Below are 14,578 nucleotides of genomic sequence, written 5' to 3'. Positions count from 1 at the left end.
GGCATCCGGACGGCGGGTGTTGAGCGGAGCTGTCTCGGGATGTCGGGGCGGCCGGTCCGCCGAGTCCGCGGTGGCGGCGGCCTCAGGCCTCGGAGAGCGCGTCGGCGACGGTCATGCCCGCCCCGTCCTCGCCGGCGCCCCGCGCGCGCAGGGCGGCCCAGCCCACCAGTGCCGCCGCCGCCACCGTGAGCCCGAGGACGGCGATCGTCAGCGCGTCGTGGAACTGCGCGGTCTGCTGCGCGCTCCAGCCGGCCGTGGCGATGTCGCCGTGGAACACCGCCGCCAGGACCGTGCCGACGGCCGCGACACCGATGGCGGACGTGACCTCGGTGGAGGTGTCGTTGACCGCCGCGCCGATCGAGGTGCGGTCGGCGGGCAGGCCGCGCAGGACGTTGACCGTCGCGACGACGCCGACGACGCGCATCCCGGCCGCGGTGAGCACCAGCGCGACCGCGACCGACACGTAGCCCAGGCCGTTGCCCAGGCCGTAGACGGCGAGCCCGGTCACCACCGCGGCCCCGCCCAGCGCCGCGGCCCGCCCGATGCCGACCCGCGCGACGAAGCGGGGGACGAACGGGGCGACCGCCAGCATGGTGAGGATCTGCGGCAACATGCCGGCGGCCGCCAGCGCGGGCGCCCAGCCCCAGTCCAGCTGCAGCTGGAGGGTCACCAGGTAGACGAGCCCGGCCACGGCGAGCCCCTCGGCGGCCTGGTAGGCCAGACCGCTGGAGACGAGGGGGCGGGCGAGCAGCCGCAGCTCGAGCAGGGGGTGGCGGGCCGTCCGCTGGCGCACCACGAAGCCCGCCCCCGCGCCCACCGCGGCCACCGTCGCCGTCCAGGGCGCCCAGGAACCGGCGCCGTCCTCCACGAAGAGGGTGGGCACGACGAGGGTGAGCACGATCGTCGCCGTCCCGAGCAGGCCGCCGAGGACATCGACCGGGTCGGGGTGCAGCTCGGCCGGGTCGTCCGGGGCGATGCCGGCGCGGACCGCGGCGATCGCGAGGACGGCGACCGGCACGTTCGCCAGCAGCAGCACCTGCCAGGGGGCCACGGAGAGCACGAGTCCGCCCGCGGTGGGGCCGACCGCGAGCCCGACGAGCCCGACAGTGGCGATGACGTTGGTCGCCCGGATGCGCAGGTCGTCGGCGCCGAAGAGCCGGAACGCCAGCGCCATCGTGCCCGGCGTCGTCATGGCCGCGGCGACCCCGGTGGCCACCCGCACCGCGACGAGCTGCTCGGTGGCGGTGACGAAGGCGGTGGCCAGGCTGGTGAGGGCCAGGACCGTGAGCCCGACGAGCATCACCCGGCGCCGGCCGAAGCGGTCGGCGAGCGCGCCGAAGACCAGCATCAGCCCGCCGAAGACGACGGCGTAGGAGCTGGTGACCCACTGCAGCCCGGTCGTCGAGGCGTCCAGGTCCCGCCCGATGGTGGGCAGCGCGACGGTGAGCACGGAGTTGTCCAGCATCTCGAACAGGAACACCGCCGACAGCCCCGCCAGCGCCACCCACGCCTCCCGCAACGACCGGGGTCCTGCTGCTGCCGTGTCGGTGTCCATGCCGCCTCCTCTCCATTCCTGGAACGGCGTTCCAGTGTCTGAGAGCAGCATGGAACGCCGTTCCAGCGCTGTCAAGGGCGCCGGTCCGGGAGGGGGGTCAGCGGGTCGCGGCGATACCGGCGAGGAAGACGTCGACGCCGGCGAGGAACTGGGCGCGGTCGTCGTGGTCGGCCAGCCGGCCGGCCATCGCGTGCACGAACGGGTACCGCGCCGGGTCCAGGGAGGTCCACCGGTCGGCGACGGACCCGAGGAAGGCCGAGCGGTCGACCTCGCGGGCGAGCAGGCGTGCGCCGGCGGCGTACTGCGCGGCCAGGCCCAGGACGTAGTTCACCAGGGCGGTGGCGGCGTCGAAGCGAGCGTGCTCGGGGACGCCGAGGGCGGCGAGCTGCCCACCGACGGCCTCGAAGAGCTCGAGGACGGCGAACTGCCACGGCTCCCGGGACAGCTGGGCACCCACCCAGGGGTGGGCGTCGATCGCGTCGAAGACCCCCAGGGTGACGGCCCGGACCGCCTCCCGCGCGTCGGTGCCGGCGGGGACGTCGGTGACCGCGCGGCCGACCACCTCCGCGGCGGCCGCGGCGAGCAGCTCGTCCTTGTTGGCGACGTGCCAGTAGATCGCCCCGCTGCCGGTGGCCAGCCGGGCGGACAGGGCGCGGAAGGTCAGCGCGCCCTCGCCGTCGGTGTCCAGGATCTCGACGGCGACCGCCACGATCCGCTCCTTGGAGAGCGCGTCGGTGCGTCGTTCGGCCCGCTGGTCCCTGCCCGCCATGGCCCCATCCTGGCCGTGCCGCGGCGCGGCGCCGCGTGGGGCCGCCCCGCGTGCGCCCGGGCGGGCCGGGCGGGACAGTCGTGCCGTGCCCGACGTCGACGAGCTGTGGACCTGGCCGCCGGTGCCGCCGGCGGCGGGCAGCGTCCGGCTGCGCAGGTTCCGGGACGACGACGTGTTCGCGGCGATGGCGCTGTCCCTGGACCCCTACGTCCCCCAGATCGGCACGCTGCCCGCGCAGGCCTCGGCTGCCCAGGCGATGGCGTGGGTGGCCGCGCAGCGGCAGCGGACGGCGCAGCGGGTCGGGTTCTCCTTCGCCGTCGCCGACCGGGACGGCGACGACTGCGTGGGGTTCGCCGGGCTGTGGCTGCGGCAGGTCGAGCAGGGGCTGGCCACCGCGGGCTACGCCGTCCTCCCCGCCTCCCGCGGCGCCGGCCGGGCCACCGACGCGCTGCGCGCACTCACCGCCTTCGCCTGGACCCGACCGGGCGTGCAGCGGGTCGAGCTGCACGTCGAGCCGTGGAACACCGCCTCCTGCCGGGTGGCCGAGCGGGTCGGCTACGTCGCCGGGGAGGTGCTGACCCGCGGCCACGAGATCGGCGGCGAGCTGCGGGACGTCGTCCCGTACGTGCTGCACCGGCCCCGGTAGCTTCCCCGCCGTGCCCGCGACGGACCTCGACCCTGCCGACCAGGAGCTCGTCGCCGCGGCCCGGGCGGCGGTCGACGAGCACGGGGACGGCGACGTGCACACCGTCGCGGCCGCGGTGCGCGACGAGCACGGGCGGGTGCACGTGGGGCTGAACCTGTTCCACTTCACCGGGGGCCCGTGCGCGGAGCTGGTCGCGCTGGCCGTCGCGCGGGGTGCGGGAGCCCGCCGTCCGGTCACGATCGTCGCGGTCGGCGACGGGACACGGGGTGTGCTGGCCCCGTGTGGTCGCGACCGCCAGGTCCTGCTGGACCACCACCCCGGCATCCGGGTCCTGGTGCCCTCCCCGGACGGCCCCCGTGTCGTGCCGGTGGCCGAGCTGCTGCCGCACGCCTTCAGTGCCGCGGCTCAGGGCATGCAACGCCTGCGGTTCAACCCCCGGTACCTGCCGGCGGTCCAGGACGGGTCCAAGCGGGTCACCATGCGCTTCCGCGACCCGGTCACGGTCGGCCCGGCGCTGCTGGTCTTCGAGTTCCCCGAGGAGGTCGTGCTGCCCGGCCGGGTCACGGCGACGGTGCAGCGCACGGTCGACGGGATGAGCGACGCCGAGGCCCGTACCTGCGGCTTCCCGAGCCGTGCCCAGGTGCTCCCCGGGCTCCGCAGCCACTACCCGGACCTGACCGGGGCCGACGAGATCGTCCTGGTCTCCTTCGACGTCGACCCCTGACGCGAGCTGCCGCTCACCCGTCGTCCGTCCCCGGCCTCCCGCCTGCTCGTCGCCCGGGTCGTCCCCGGCCCGGTCCGGCACACTCGCGGCCGGTGGGTGCGCGCCCCGGGGTGACTCGGGGGCGCCCCGGCTGCGCGCCACCGACACCGCCTGGAGGGCACGATGACCGCCACTGCCGCCCGCTCCCGCTCCGCCTGGTCGGTGGTGGCGCTGGCCCTGCCGGCGGCCACCCTGCTCGCCGGGTGCTCCGCCGACCCGGAGCCCGTGGCCGCACCGGCGACGTCCGAGAGCCCGGCTGCGTCCGCCGCGACGACGACCCCGGCACCGACGAGCGCAGGTGCGCCGGCGACCGCTGCCGCCGACGCGCCGGCCTGCCCGGACGCCGCCGTCCTGGCCGCTGTCGCACCGGACCAGGCGCCGGGCGTGCAGCTGACCGACCCGACGTGCTCCGGGCCCTGGGCGGTCATCGGCATCTCCGGGCCCACCGTCGGGCCGGTCGTGCAGGTCTTCCGCTACGCCGACGGCGCGTGGCAGCCGGCCGACCGGGACGCCGTGTGCGCCGCCGGTGAGCTCCCGGCCGACATCGAGCCCGGGGTCTGCCAGGCGGGCTGACCGCTCAGTCGGTGAGGCAGGCGGTGAGCGCGCCGACCATCAGCGGGACGTCGAGGGCCGAGGCCAGCTCGCGGCAGGAGTGCATCGCCAGCATCGGGGCTCCGATGTCGACCGTGGGGATGCCCAGCCGGGTGGCCGTCAGCGGGCCGATCGTGCTCCCCGAGGGCAGGTCGGCGCGGGTGACGAACCACTGCACCGGCACCCCGGCGTCCGCGGCCCGCTCGGCGAACCACCCGCTGGAGGCCGCGTCGGTCGCGTAGGCCTGGTTGGCGTTGACCTTGAGCACCGGGCCGCCGCCGAGCTGCGGCTGGTGGGCGGGCTCGTGCCGGTCGTACCGGGTCGGGTGCACCGCGTGCGCCATGTCGGCGGAGACCAGCCGGGACCGGGCGATGGTCCGGGGCGGCGCCTGCGCGTCACCGGCGTCGGTGATCGCGACCAGTCGGCCGATCACGTCCTCCAGGAAGCTGCCGCGGGCGCCGGACATCGAGCCGCTGCCCACCTCCTCGTGGTCGTTGCAGACCAGCAGCTGGGTGCGCACCCCGGCCGGGGCGGCCAGCAGCGCGGTGAGGCCGGAGTGGCAGCAGGCCAGGTCGTCCAGCCGCGGCGCGGCGACCCAGGTGTCGTCGGCGCCGGCCCGGGCGGCGGGCAGCGTGTCCGCGAGCACCAGGTCGTGCCCGACGACGTCCTCGGGCGCCACGCCGGCGGTGCTGGCGACGGCCTCGCGCAGGCCCGGCTCGGTGCCCAGGCCGTTCGACCAGACCGGCACCAGCTCGCGCTGCGGGTCCAGGGTCAGTCCGTCGCGGACGCTGCGGTCGAGGTGGATCGCCAGGGACGGCAGCCGCAGCGGCGCACCGGGCAGCCGGACCAGCGCCGCCGTCCCGCCCCGCAGCGCCACCCGGCCGGCGACGGTGAGCTCGCGGTCCAGCCAGGTGTGCCAGAGACCGCCGCCGTAGGGCTCGACGCCGACCAGCCGGTACCCGGCCTGCCGGACGTCGGAGTTCGGGCGCACCTTGAAGGTGGGGGAGTCGGTGTGCGCCCCGACCAGCCGCAGCCCGGCCTCCGCCGAGGGCGCGCTGCCCACCCGGAAGGCGATCAGGCTGCCGTGCCGGACGACGAAGTGCTCCCCGCCCGGGGCGACCTCCCACCGGTCGGCCTCCGCCAGCTCGGTGAAGCCCGCGGCGCGCAGCCGGCGGGCCAGCTCGGCGACCGCGTGGAACGGCGAGGGCGAGGCGTCGACGAACGCCCGCAGGTCGTCGCCCAGGGCCAGTGCGTCGGTCGGGGAGGTCTCCGGCATGCGGTCATCCTCTCCCGCCGCCTCCCGCCGTACCTGCCCACACCTCCCGCCGCCCGGCCGACCCTCCGGCCACGGCGCGACCCGGCTGGACGGTCGCCGCGGCGGCCGGACCCCGACGGAGGTCCCCTGCGCGGTCGCCCAGCGACCGGTCGACGGGGGTCGCCTCGACGGGCGACTGACGGCCACCGATGAGTTCGGCGAGCGCGGGGGGTCCTGGTCCCGTCACCGTCGAAGGGGAGTCCGTTGCGCCAGGTCGTGCTCTACCAGCTGCTGTCACTCGACGGGGTCGCCGAGGAGCCCGGGGACTGGGTGTTCGACGTGGACCCCGAGCTCGTCGACCACCTCGGAGAGGTGATCGGACGCCAGGACGACGTCCTGCTGGGCCGGACCACCTACGACTACTGGGCCGGGTACTGGCCGACGTCCCACGTGCAGCCGTTCGCGGACTTCGTCAACGGCGTCCGCAAGCACGTCGCGACCTCCACCTCGCTGACCCGGCCGTGGGCCAACAGCTCGGTGGTGGCCGGGCCGGTGATCGAGCACGTCGCCGCGCTGAAGCGCCGCGACGGCGGGGACATCGGGCTGCACGGCAGTGCGACCCTCGCTCGTCATCTGCTGCGGGCCGGGCTGGTCGACGAGCTGCGGCTGGTGCTGGCGCCCGCCCTCGCCGGCCACGGGCGGCGGCTGTTCGGCGAGGACGAGCGGCTGCACCGCTTCGAGCTGGTCGACGTCGTCCGCACGTCGTCCGGGCTGGTGCTGCTGCACCACCGTCTCCTGGGGGCGAGCTGACCGAGGTCGGCACGGTCACCCGACCGGGTGCGTTTGTCCTGGTGAGTGCGGGTAGGGCGCAGGGCATGGCCGACGACGACATCGAGATCGACGCACAGGGCGAGAACTCCTACCTGGTGGTGCAGCCCAGCGAGCTGGAGGACGTCCGCACCTTCGTGACGGTCTCCCCCGAGGTGATGGACCGGCTCGGCACCGACGACGAGGAGGACGTCGTCCGGCGCACCGTGCTCTTCCTGCGCAAGCACCAGGAGGTCGCCGACTTCCCCGAGGTCATCGACCTGGAGGACGTCATCGCCGGCTACGACGACTACCTCGAGGCGATGGCCACCAGCACCGACTGACGGACCGGCGAGGTGGAGGAGCTGCCGTTCCGGTACGACGTCGAGGTGGTCGGGCTGCTCGCCTCGCCGGCGCACCGCTACGACGGACGTCCGGACGCAGGGACGGCGGCGCTCCCCGTGGAGTCGCGGGAGAGCATCGAGGTCCGGGCCGACCTGGGCGTCGTGGGCGACCGCTACTTCGGCCGGCCCGCCCACCGGGACGCCTCGGTCACCGTGCTGGCCGTCGAGTCGCTGGAGGAGCTGGCCGCCGAGCTGGGCAGCGGCCCTTGGGACCCGCTGGCCGCCCGGCGCAACGTCGTCCTGCGCGGCGCGGAGGTCGAGGCGCTGCGCGGGCAGCCGTTCGGCATCGACTGCGGCGCCGGGGAGGTGCGGCTGGACGGCGGCCGCCCGGCCAACCCGTGCGCGTGGATGGACCTCGTGCTCGGCCCCGGCGCGCACCGCGGGATGCGCGGCCGGGGCGGAGTGCGCTGCCGGCCGCGCACCGACGGCGTCCTGCGGCTGGGCCCGGCCGTGCTCCGCTCCGCCGTCCCGCTGGACGCCGCCCGGGCCGGTGGAGCCGTGCGTCCGGCAGCCCGGCGGCCCGCATAGGGTCCTCGCGTGATCGAGGTCGACCGGCGGGTCGTGCGCAAGTCCGCCCGCCGTTTGCTGCCCCTGCTCGTGCTGCTGTACCTGGTCAACTACCTGGACCGGGTCAACGTCGGGTTCGCCGCGCTCACCATGAACGCCGACCTGGGCCTGAGCTCGGCGGCCTACGGGCTGGGCGCCGGGCTGTTCTTCATCGGCTACTTCGTCTTCGAGGTGCCCAGCAACATCGCCCTGCACAAGGTCGGTGCCCGGCTCTGGATCGCCCGGATCATGATCACCTGGGGCCTGGTCGCCTCCGCCACGGCGTTCGTGCAGGGCGAGGTCAGCTTCTACGTCGTCCGCGTGCTGCTGGGCATCGCCGAGGCCGGCTTCTTCCCGGGCGTCCTGCTGTACCTGACCTACTGGTTCCCGCGGCCCGAGCGGGCCCGGATCGTCGCGCTCACCTTCCTGGCCGTGCCGCTGTCCTCGGTGCTGGGCAGCCCGCTGTCCACGCTGCTCATCCAGCACGGTGAGGGCCTGCTCGGCTTCGACGCCGGCTGGCGGTTCATGTTCTTCGTCGAGGGGCTGCCCGCCGTGGTCCTCGGCGTCGTCGTCCTGCTGTTCCTGCCCGACCGGCCCACGCGGGCGCGCTGGCTGACCCCGGCCGAGGCCACCGCGCTCGAGGCGCACCTGGCCGCCGAGGAGGCCGAGGTCGTGGGCCGCGAGGTGCCCACCCGGCAGGCGCTCACCGACCCGCGGGTGATCGCCCTGAGCCTGGTCTACTTCGGCATCGTCTTCGGGCTCTACGTGCTGGCCTTCTTCCTGCCGCAGGTGATCCGCGGTTTCCAGGAGCAGTTCGGCACGACGTTCTCCCTGCTCGAGATCGGTCTGGTCACCGCCGTCCCGTACGTGTTCGCCGCCGTGGCGATGGTGCTGTGGGCCCGGCACTCCGACCGCACGGGTGAGCGGGAGTGGCACGTCGCGGCCTCGACGTTCGTGGGCGCGGCCGGCATCGCCGCCGCGCTGTACATGGACTCGCCGCTGGCGGTGATGGCCTGCATCACCGTCTGCGCGGTCGGGGTGTTCGCCGCGATCCCGGTGTTCTGGACGCTGCCCACCCGGCTGCTGACCGGGGTGGGTGCCGCGGCGGGCATCGCGCTGGTCAACTCCTTCGGCAACCTCGCCGGCTTCGCCGCCCCGTACGTGACCGGCTGGCTGGAGGACCTCACCGGCAGCTTCCGCACCGGCATGTGGGTGGTGGCCGTGCTGATGGTCGCCGCCGGCCTCATCGCCCTGCGCTCCCGGCCGGCCGCCCGCCGATGACCTCCGACCACGACCCCCAGGAGCTCCCGTGCCCGCACTGACCGCGCTCGCCGGCACCGCCACCGCCGTCTTCTCCGCCGCCGTCGTCGTGGTGCCCTCGGCGCTGCTGCGGCCCTGCGGCCTGGACGACGACCGCTCCACCCGCGCGCTGGTGCGGATGGTCTGCGCGCGCGACGTCGTCCTCGGGGTGGCCCTGGCGACGGCGCCGGCCGGGCGGCTGCGCCGGCGGGCGGTGGCCGGCCGGGTGGTCGCCGACCTCACCGACGCCGCGGCGCTCGCGATGGCGCTGCAGGGCAGGCAGCGGCGCGGGCTGGTCAGCGCCTCGGCCGCCGTCTGGGGCCTGGTCTGCCTGACCGCCGGTGTGCTGGACGAGCGCGCCGGCCGCTGACCCGGCGGTCCTCGTTGCACGCTCTTCGTCCACGTTGCACGTGCTGCCGCACGTGCACTGCGGACGAGGAGCGTGCAGTGCGGTGGTCAGCCGAGGTAGGAGCGCCCGTTGAGGTCGATCGCCCGGTCGTAGGCCCGCGCGCGGGCGGCGTCGAAGCGGCCGTGCCAGTCGGGGTCGCCGTCGGCGATCTCCTCGATCACCGACTCGGCCAGCACCCGCTCCTCACCCGAGGGCAGCCGCGCGGTGCGCCGCACCACCACCCGGGTGACCCCGCCGACGGTGGAGTGATCGTCGGCCCACACCGCCCGCGCCTCGGCCGCCGCCCAGGCGCGCGCGGTGCGCTCTCGGACGGCCAGCACGACGGCCACCACCAGCAGGACGACGACGAGGACGGCGGCCAGCGCCAGGAGCCGCACGGATCACTTCCCTGAGACGGTGAACCCGGTGCCGGGCGCGTAGGTGGTCAGGCCGCTCGGCAGGGACTTCATGATGTCGATCTGGGCGCAGGTCGGGCAGTCGTTGTAGCCGGCCTGCCGGGCGGCGTCGGCCTTGGCGTCGATCTCGGCCCGCTGCAGCGCGGCCTGTGACTCGGTGACGCCGGCGAAGGCGGCCTGCGCCTGGTTGATGGCGTCCTGCACGTTCTGCGGGAGCTCGATCTTGCTGAGCACGAACCGCGGGTTGACCAGGATGTCCACGCCCAGCACGTCGTTGACGTCGCGGCTGAACGCGTCGTTGACCGCGGCCTGGACGCCGTTGATCGTCTGGTTGCCGTTCGCGTTGGGGTCGATGACCGCCGCGGCGGCGGCCTGGGCGCTGGAGTTCGCGGCCAGCGAGCAGGAGGCCACCAGGTCGGCGCACTCCACGTTGCCGATCTCCTGACGCAGCACGTTCTGCACCAGGTTGCCCAGCGTGAAGTTGAGGAAGGCGCTCCAGCCCTCGTCGCCGTCCCAGGCGCTGATCAGCCCGTCGGGGCCGGGGTAGGTGCGGGTGCCGTATTTGTCGTCGAAGGCGCTCATCACCGCGGCGTCGGTGAAGTTGACGTCGAAGTAGAAGGTGCCCTCGACGCCGACCAGCACGCCGTCCTTGGTGGGCACGTTGATGACCTCGTTGGAGTCGGCGTCCTGCTGGCCGCTCACCTTGAAGTTCCGCTGGGTCGAGGGGTAGGGGTGCTCCTTGGAGTACAGCCCGGTCGAGGTCAGCGAGGAGTTCGGCTGGATCACCTGGCGGATGCTGTTGTCGTCGAACAGGCCCCCGTTGCGGACGACGACGACGTGGCCACCGTCGGCCTTGGTGAACCCCGCCGCCCACGCGATGCCGGGGATCACCCCGGCGACCAGCACGACCAGGGCGAGCACCAGCCCGAGCAGCACCCGGGCGCCACTGCGGCGCCGGGCCGGCGGGCGCACCGGCAGCGCCCCGGAGGACCCCGCGGGGCCGGACGGCTCGGCGGGCTTGCGGGTCCTGGCGATCGGCACGGTCTCTCCTGGTGCTCGGGCTCCGCCGCTGCTGGGCGGCAGCGGACTGTAGCGGCCGGAACCGGGTCGGGCGCCCTCCGTGATCGTGTCGTCGTCGGCTGTTCACGTGCGCGGTCACCGCCACCCCGACTCGCCCGGGTGACCCTGAGTGGACTGGTGTGCACCGTCTGTGTCCATGCTGTGCTCGCCGCGGTGCGACCAGCGCGCCGCCGGCTCGAGGGACGGAGACCCATGCGCAACCGATCACGGCTCGGCACCCGACTCGCCGGCGGACTCACCGCAGGCCTGGCGACGCTGCTGCTCGCCGGCTGCGGGGGCTCGGACGACGCGCCCGCAGCAGCGGCGTCGGCCCCCGCCGCGAGCTCGGCCGCCAGCTCGGCCGCGAGCTCCTCGGCTGCCCCCAGCAGCGAGTCGCGCACGGGCGCGCAGGTCGCGGCCGACGCGGCCGACGCGCTCGAGGCGGCCGGCGCGGTGCACGTGACCGGCACCTTCGGCACCGGCGCGGAGGCGCAGGGCGTCGACCTGCAGCTGCAGGGCGAGGACGTCTCCGGCACGATCGACCTGGGCGGGCAGCAGGTCGAGCTGCTGACCCTCGCCGGTGTCACCTACTTCAAGGCCCCCGCCGGGTTCTGGGAGACCTCGGGCGCCCCGGCCGAGTCCGCCGCGCAGCTGGCCGGCAAGTGGGTGCTCGTGCCCGAGGAGGAGGCCGCCGGTCTGGACGAGCTGACCCTCGGTGGGCTGGCCGACGAGCTGCGTTCGCCCAGCGACGGCGCCATCGAGGACGCCGTGACCACCGAGCAGCTGGACGGCCAGGACGTCCTCGTGCTCAGCCAGGTCGGCGGCAGCAAGCTCTACGTCGCCAGCGGCGACCCGGCGTACCCGCTGAAGACGGTCACCGGCGACGCGGAGCCCGAGACGCTGACCCTAGACGGGTTCGGCGAGTCGATGACGCTCACCGCCCCGACCGACGCGATCGACCTGGCGCAGGCCGGCGCCTGACGTCGCCGCCCGCACCCGCCCCCGACCGGGCGGGTGCGGGCCCCGGCGGACAAGTGGACTGATCTCTCCGCTTGGTGCTACGTTCGGCCGGTGAACCGGAGCAGCTCGTCCACTTGTGTCCCCGCGCCCGGAACGGGCACCCGCTGATGGCCACCGTCGTGCTGGCCGGTGCCAGCGGTGACCTGGGGGAGCGGCTCGCCGTGGCCCTGGTCGACCGCGGTGCCACCGTGCGTGCGCTGACCCGGCCCGGCGCCTCGGTCGCCAAGACCGCGCACCTGGAGTCCCTGGGCCTGGAGGTCGTCCCGGTCGACTACGCCGAAGCCGCCGCCCTGCGCGCGGCCGTCACCGGTGGCGACGTCGTCGTCTCCGCCCTCAGCGGGCTGCGCCCGGTGGTCATCGACGCGCAGACCCAGCTGCTCACCGCCGCGGTCGCCGCCGGCGTCCCGCGCTTCGTCCCCTCGGACTGGTCGGCCGACTACCGCCGGCTGCCGGTGGGCACGAACCGCAACCTCGAGCTGCGGCGGGAGTTCATGGCCCGCCTGGACGCCGCCCCGGTGCAGGCGACGTCGGTGCTCGTGGGCGCCTTCGGCGACATGCTCACCGGCCAGGCGCCGCTGGTGCTGTTCGGACGCGGCCGGGTCCTCTACTGGCACGACGCCGACCAGCTGCTGGACTTCACCACCAAGGACGACGCCGCCGCGTTCGGCGCCGAGGCGGCGCTGGACCCGACCGCGCCGCGCTGGCTGGAGGTGGCCGGCAGCTCGGTGTCCTCCCGCGACCTGGCCGCCACGATGACCGAGCTCACCGGCGAGACCTACAAGCCGCAGTACGCCGGCGGCATCGGCTTCCTGCGCACCGCGGCGCGCATCGGCAGGCTGGTCTCCCGCGACCGCGAGGCCCTCTACCCGGCGTGGCAGGGCATGCAGTACTTCGACGGCATGTTCAGCGGCGACGCCAAGCTCCGGGCCGTCGACAACGACCGGTACGGCGTCCGGCACTGGACGTCGGCGGCCGAGGTCCTCAGCTCGCGCTCCTAGGATCGTCGGCGTGGACGTCGACGGGCCGGGCCGGCTGCGCCGGGACGCCGAGCGCAACCGCGAGCGCATCCTCACCGCCGCCCGCCGGCTGTTCTCCGAGACCGGGCTGGCGGTGAGCCACAACGACGTGGCCCGGGCCGCCGAGGTCGGCGTGGGCACCGTCTACCGGCGCTTCCCGCGCAAGGAGGACCTGCTGCTGGCCCTGTTCGAGGACCAGGTCGGGCGGGTCGTGCAGCTCGCGGAGGCAGCGGCCGCCGGGGACGACCCGTGGCAGGGGCTGTGCGGGTTCATCGAGGCGTCGTTGGAGATGCAGGCGGAGGACCGGGGGCTGCAGGAGTACCTGCTCGGCCCGCAGGCCGCCGAGCTGGCCGGGGTGGCCAACCAGCGGATCACCCCGGTGGTCGGCGAGCTGCTCGCCCGGGCCAAGGCGCTCGGGCAGGTGCGGGACGACGTCGAGGTGGCCGACGTCGCGATCGTGCCGATCATGGTCGGCTCGGTCATGGACCGCACCCGCGGCGTCGCCCCGGACGCCTGGCGCCGGGTGTTCGCGCTGGTGATGGACGGGTTCCGGCCTGGATCGAGCGCCGTGCTGCCGGGCTCGCCGCTGCCCCCGGAGCAGCTGGAGAAGGTCTTCGCCGCCTGGAAGTCCGGCCGGCACGCGTGACCGTCGTGGTCGTCGGTGCGGGGCCGGTCGGGGTGACCGCGGCGCTGCTGCTGGCCCGCCGCGGCGTCGACGTCCTGGTGCTGGACCGGCACGTGGCCGCCTACCCGCAGCCGCGCGCGGTGCACCTGGACGACGAGTCGCTGCGGGTGCTGCAGGCCGCCGGCGTCGCCGAGGCGTTCACCGCGGTCAGCCGGGCGATGACCGGGATGCGGCTGCTGGACGGCGCCCACCGCACGCTCGCCGAGTTCGGCCGCGGGACGGGTGTGCACGGCTGGCCGCAGGCCTCGATGTTCAGCCAGCCCGACCTGGAGGCGGCGCTCCGCGCGGCGCTGGACGCCGAGCCCCGCGCGCGGTTCCGCGGCGGGGTCGAGCTGGTGCACCTGCAGCACGTGGCCGGACCGGTCCGTCTCACCCTGCGCGACCGGGTCACCGGTGCCGAGGAGGTGCTGGTCGCCGACGCGGTGCTCGGGTGCGACGGGGCGCGGAGCACCGTGCGCCGGCTGATCGGGTCCTGGATGCGCGACCTCGGCCCGGCCCAGCGCTGGCTGGTGGTCGACCTGGTCTCCGACGAGCCGCTGGACGTCTGGCCCGGCGTCCACCAGGTCTGCGACGCGACGCGACCGGCCTCCTTCATGCCGGTCGCGGGCGACCGCTACCGGGCGGAGTTCCGGCTGGCCGCGGGGGAGGAGCCCGCCGACCTCGACCTGCCCGCGCTGCTCGCCGGCTTCGGTGCCGCCGGGTGCACGGTCGTGCGCACCGCGGCCTACACCTACGCCGCCCAGGTGGCCGACCGCTGGCGCAGCGGCCGGGTGCTGCTGTGCGGCGACGCCGCCCACCTCACCCCGCCGTTCATCGGGCAGGGCCTGGGCATGGGGCTGCGCGACGTGCACCAGCTGACCTGGAAGCTCGCCGCGGTGCTCGACGGCGCGGACGACGCCCTGCTCGACACCCACCAGGCCGAGCGCGCGCCGCACGCCGCCGCGCTGGTGCGGATCGCCCTGCTGCTCGGCCGGCTGATGACCGGTGGCGGCGAGCGGGCCGCACTGCTGCGCCGGGCGGTGCTGGCCGGGGTGCGGCGGGCGCCGCGGCTGGCCGCCTTCGCCGCGAACAGCCGCACGCCGCTGCTGCGGCCGGGGCCGCTGGTCCGCCGGCGGCGGGGAGCGCCCGGGTCGCCGGTCGGGGGCCTGGTTCCGCAGCCGCCGCTCGCGGGCGGCGGGCGGCTGGACGACGTGCTGGGTCCGGACTGGGCGGTGCTGACCGCCGGCGGGCCGGTGCCGGCCGGCTGGCCGGGCCGGGTCGTGCAGGTGGCCGACCTCGGCTCCCCGGACCTGGAGCGCTGGCTCGGCGGCCGGTCGGTGCTGGTGCGCCCCGACCGGATCGTGGCCGCCCGCGCCTGAG

At 75.5% G+C, this 14,578-nt stretch carries 17 protein-coding genes; 12 read left to right on the top strand and 5 right to left on the bottom strand.

The features are described 5' to 3' along the window. Positions 1-82 precede the first annotated feature (82 nt). Both KUM42_RS09620 and KUM42_RS09615 read right to left on the bottom strand, forming a co-directional pair. On the bottom strand, positions 83-1,555 hold the full coding sequence (locus KUM42_RS09620) for an MFS transporter (RefSeq protein ID WP_237496544.1): 1,473 nt from the start codon (positions 1,553-1,555) through the stop codon (positions 83-85). 97 nt (positions 1,556-1,652) lie between these two features. Next, positions 1,653-2,324, bottom strand: a complete 672-nt coding sequence (locus KUM42_RS09615; RefSeq protein ID WP_237496543.1) for a TetR/AcrR family transcriptional regulator — start codon at positions 2,322-2,324, stop codon at positions 1,653-1,655. An 85-nt stretch (positions 2,325-2,409) separates the two neighbouring features. On the opposite strand from KUM42_RS09615, the gene KUM42_RS09610 reads away from it, so the two are divergent. From KUM42_RS09610 to KUM42_RS09600, 3 genes are all read left to right on the top strand, one after another. Then, positions 2,410-2,970 (top strand): GNAT family N-acetyltransferase, encoded by a 561-nt coding sequence (locus KUM42_RS09610; RefSeq protein ID WP_237496542.1) that lies wholly within the window; start codon positions 2,410-2,412, stop codon positions 2,968-2,970. 10 nt (positions 2,971-2,980) lie between these two features. Further along, a complete protein-coding gene (locus tag KUM42_RS09605) occupies positions 2,981-3,694 on the top strand; it encodes an ASCH domain-containing protein (RefSeq protein WP_237496541.1) in 714 nt (237 codons plus the stop codon). A gap of 162 nt (positions 3,695-3,856) precedes the next feature. After that, positions 3,857-4,306 (top strand): hypothetical protein, encoded by a 450-nt coding sequence (locus KUM42_RS09600; protein WP_237496540.1) that lies wholly within the window; start codon positions 3,857-3,859, stop codon positions 4,304-4,306. A gap of 4 nt (positions 4,307-4,310) precedes the next feature. Here the strand turns inward: KUM42_RS09600 and KUM42_RS09595 are convergent, their stop codons facing one another. Then, entirely contained in the window at positions 4,311-5,600 is a 1,290-nt protein-coding gene (locus KUM42_RS09595) for a M18 family aminopeptidase (RefSeq protein ID WP_237496539.1), read from the bottom strand. A 243-nt stretch (positions 5,601-5,843) separates the two neighbouring features. On the opposite strand from KUM42_RS09595, the gene KUM42_RS09590 reads away from it, so the two are divergent. From KUM42_RS09590 to KUM42_RS09570, 5 genes are all read left to right on the top strand, one after another. After that, complete coding sequence (locus KUM42_RS09590) at positions 5,844-6,389, top strand: dihydrofolate reductase family protein (protein WP_237496538.1); 546 nt, start codon at positions 5,844-5,846, stop codon at positions 6,387-6,389. Positions 6,390-6,454: 65 nt separating this feature from the next. Beyond that, positions 6,455-6,730: a hypothetical protein gene (locus KUM42_RS09585; protein WP_237496537.1), complete on the top strand. Its 276-nt coding sequence runs from the start codon at positions 6,455-6,457 to the stop codon at positions 6,728-6,730. Positions 6,731-6,742: 12 nt separating this feature from the next. Next, a complete protein-coding gene (locus KUM42_RS09580; RefSeq protein WP_237496536.1) occupies positions 6,743-7,318 on the top strand; it encodes an MOSC domain-containing protein in 576 nt (191 codons plus the stop codon). Between the two features lie 9 nt (positions 7,319-7,327). Further along, on the top strand, positions 7,328-8,617 hold the full coding sequence (locus KUM42_RS09575; RefSeq protein WP_237496535.1) for an MFS transporter: 1,290 nt from the start codon (positions 7,328-7,330) through the stop codon (positions 8,615-8,617). 28 nt (positions 8,618-8,645) lie between these two features. Continuing rightward, positions 8,646-9,005, top strand: a complete 360-nt coding sequence (locus KUM42_RS09570; protein ID WP_237496534.1) for a hypothetical protein — start codon at positions 8,646-8,648, stop codon at positions 9,003-9,005. Between the two features lie 86 nt (positions 9,006-9,091). Here KUM42_RS09570 and KUM42_RS09565 read toward each other — a convergent pair whose 3' ends face one another. Continuing rightward, entirely contained in the window at positions 9,092-9,421 is a 330-nt protein-coding gene (locus KUM42_RS09565) for a hypothetical protein (protein ID WP_237496533.1), read from the bottom strand. Positions 9,422-9,424: 3 nt separating this feature from the next. Beyond that, positions 9,425-10,480: an SPFH domain-containing protein gene (locus KUM42_RS09560; RefSeq protein WP_237496532.1), complete on the bottom strand. Its 1,056-nt coding sequence runs from the start codon at positions 10,478-10,480 to the stop codon at positions 9,425-9,427. A gap of 231 nt (positions 10,481-10,711) precedes the next feature. Between KUM42_RS09560 and KUM42_RS09555 the strand changes: the two genes are divergently transcribed. The 4 genes from KUM42_RS09555 (at position 10,712) to KUM42_RS09540 (ending at position 14,577) form a co-directional block, all read left to right on the top strand. Then, positions 10,712-11,479 (top strand): hypothetical protein, encoded by a 768-nt coding sequence (locus KUM42_RS09555; RefSeq protein WP_237496531.1) that lies wholly within the window; start codon positions 10,712-10,714, stop codon positions 11,477-11,479. 146 nt (positions 11,480-11,625) lie between these two features. Continuing rightward, complete coding sequence (locus tag KUM42_RS09550) at positions 11,626-12,516, top strand: NmrA family NAD(P)-binding protein (RefSeq protein WP_237496530.1); 891 nt, start codon at positions 11,626-11,628, stop codon at positions 12,514-12,516. 10 nt (positions 12,517-12,526) lie between these two features. Further along, positions 12,527-13,180 (top strand): TetR/AcrR family transcriptional regulator, encoded by a 654-nt coding sequence (locus tag KUM42_RS09545; protein WP_237496529.1) that lies wholly within the window; start codon positions 12,527-12,529, stop codon positions 13,178-13,180. Continuing rightward, on the top strand, positions 13,177-14,577 hold the full coding sequence (locus tag KUM42_RS09540; RefSeq protein WP_237496528.1) for a bifunctional 3-(3-hydroxy-phenyl)propionate/3-hydroxycinnamic acid hydroxylase: 1,401 nt from the start codon (positions 13,177-13,179) through the stop codon (positions 14,575-14,577). Before KUM42_RS09545 ends, KUM42_RS09540 begins: the two co-directional genes overlap by 4 nt. The last annotated feature ends 1 nt before the right edge of the window (position 14,578 follow it).

Source organism: Modestobacter sp. L9-4 (assembly GCF_019112525.1).
Classification (GTDB): Bacteria; Actinomycetota; Actinomycetes; order Mycobacteriales; family Geodermatophilaceae; genus Modestobacter.
The sequence above is the reverse complement of the archived record's forward strand: the minus strand, read 5'-3'. Positions and strand labels throughout refer to the sequence as shown.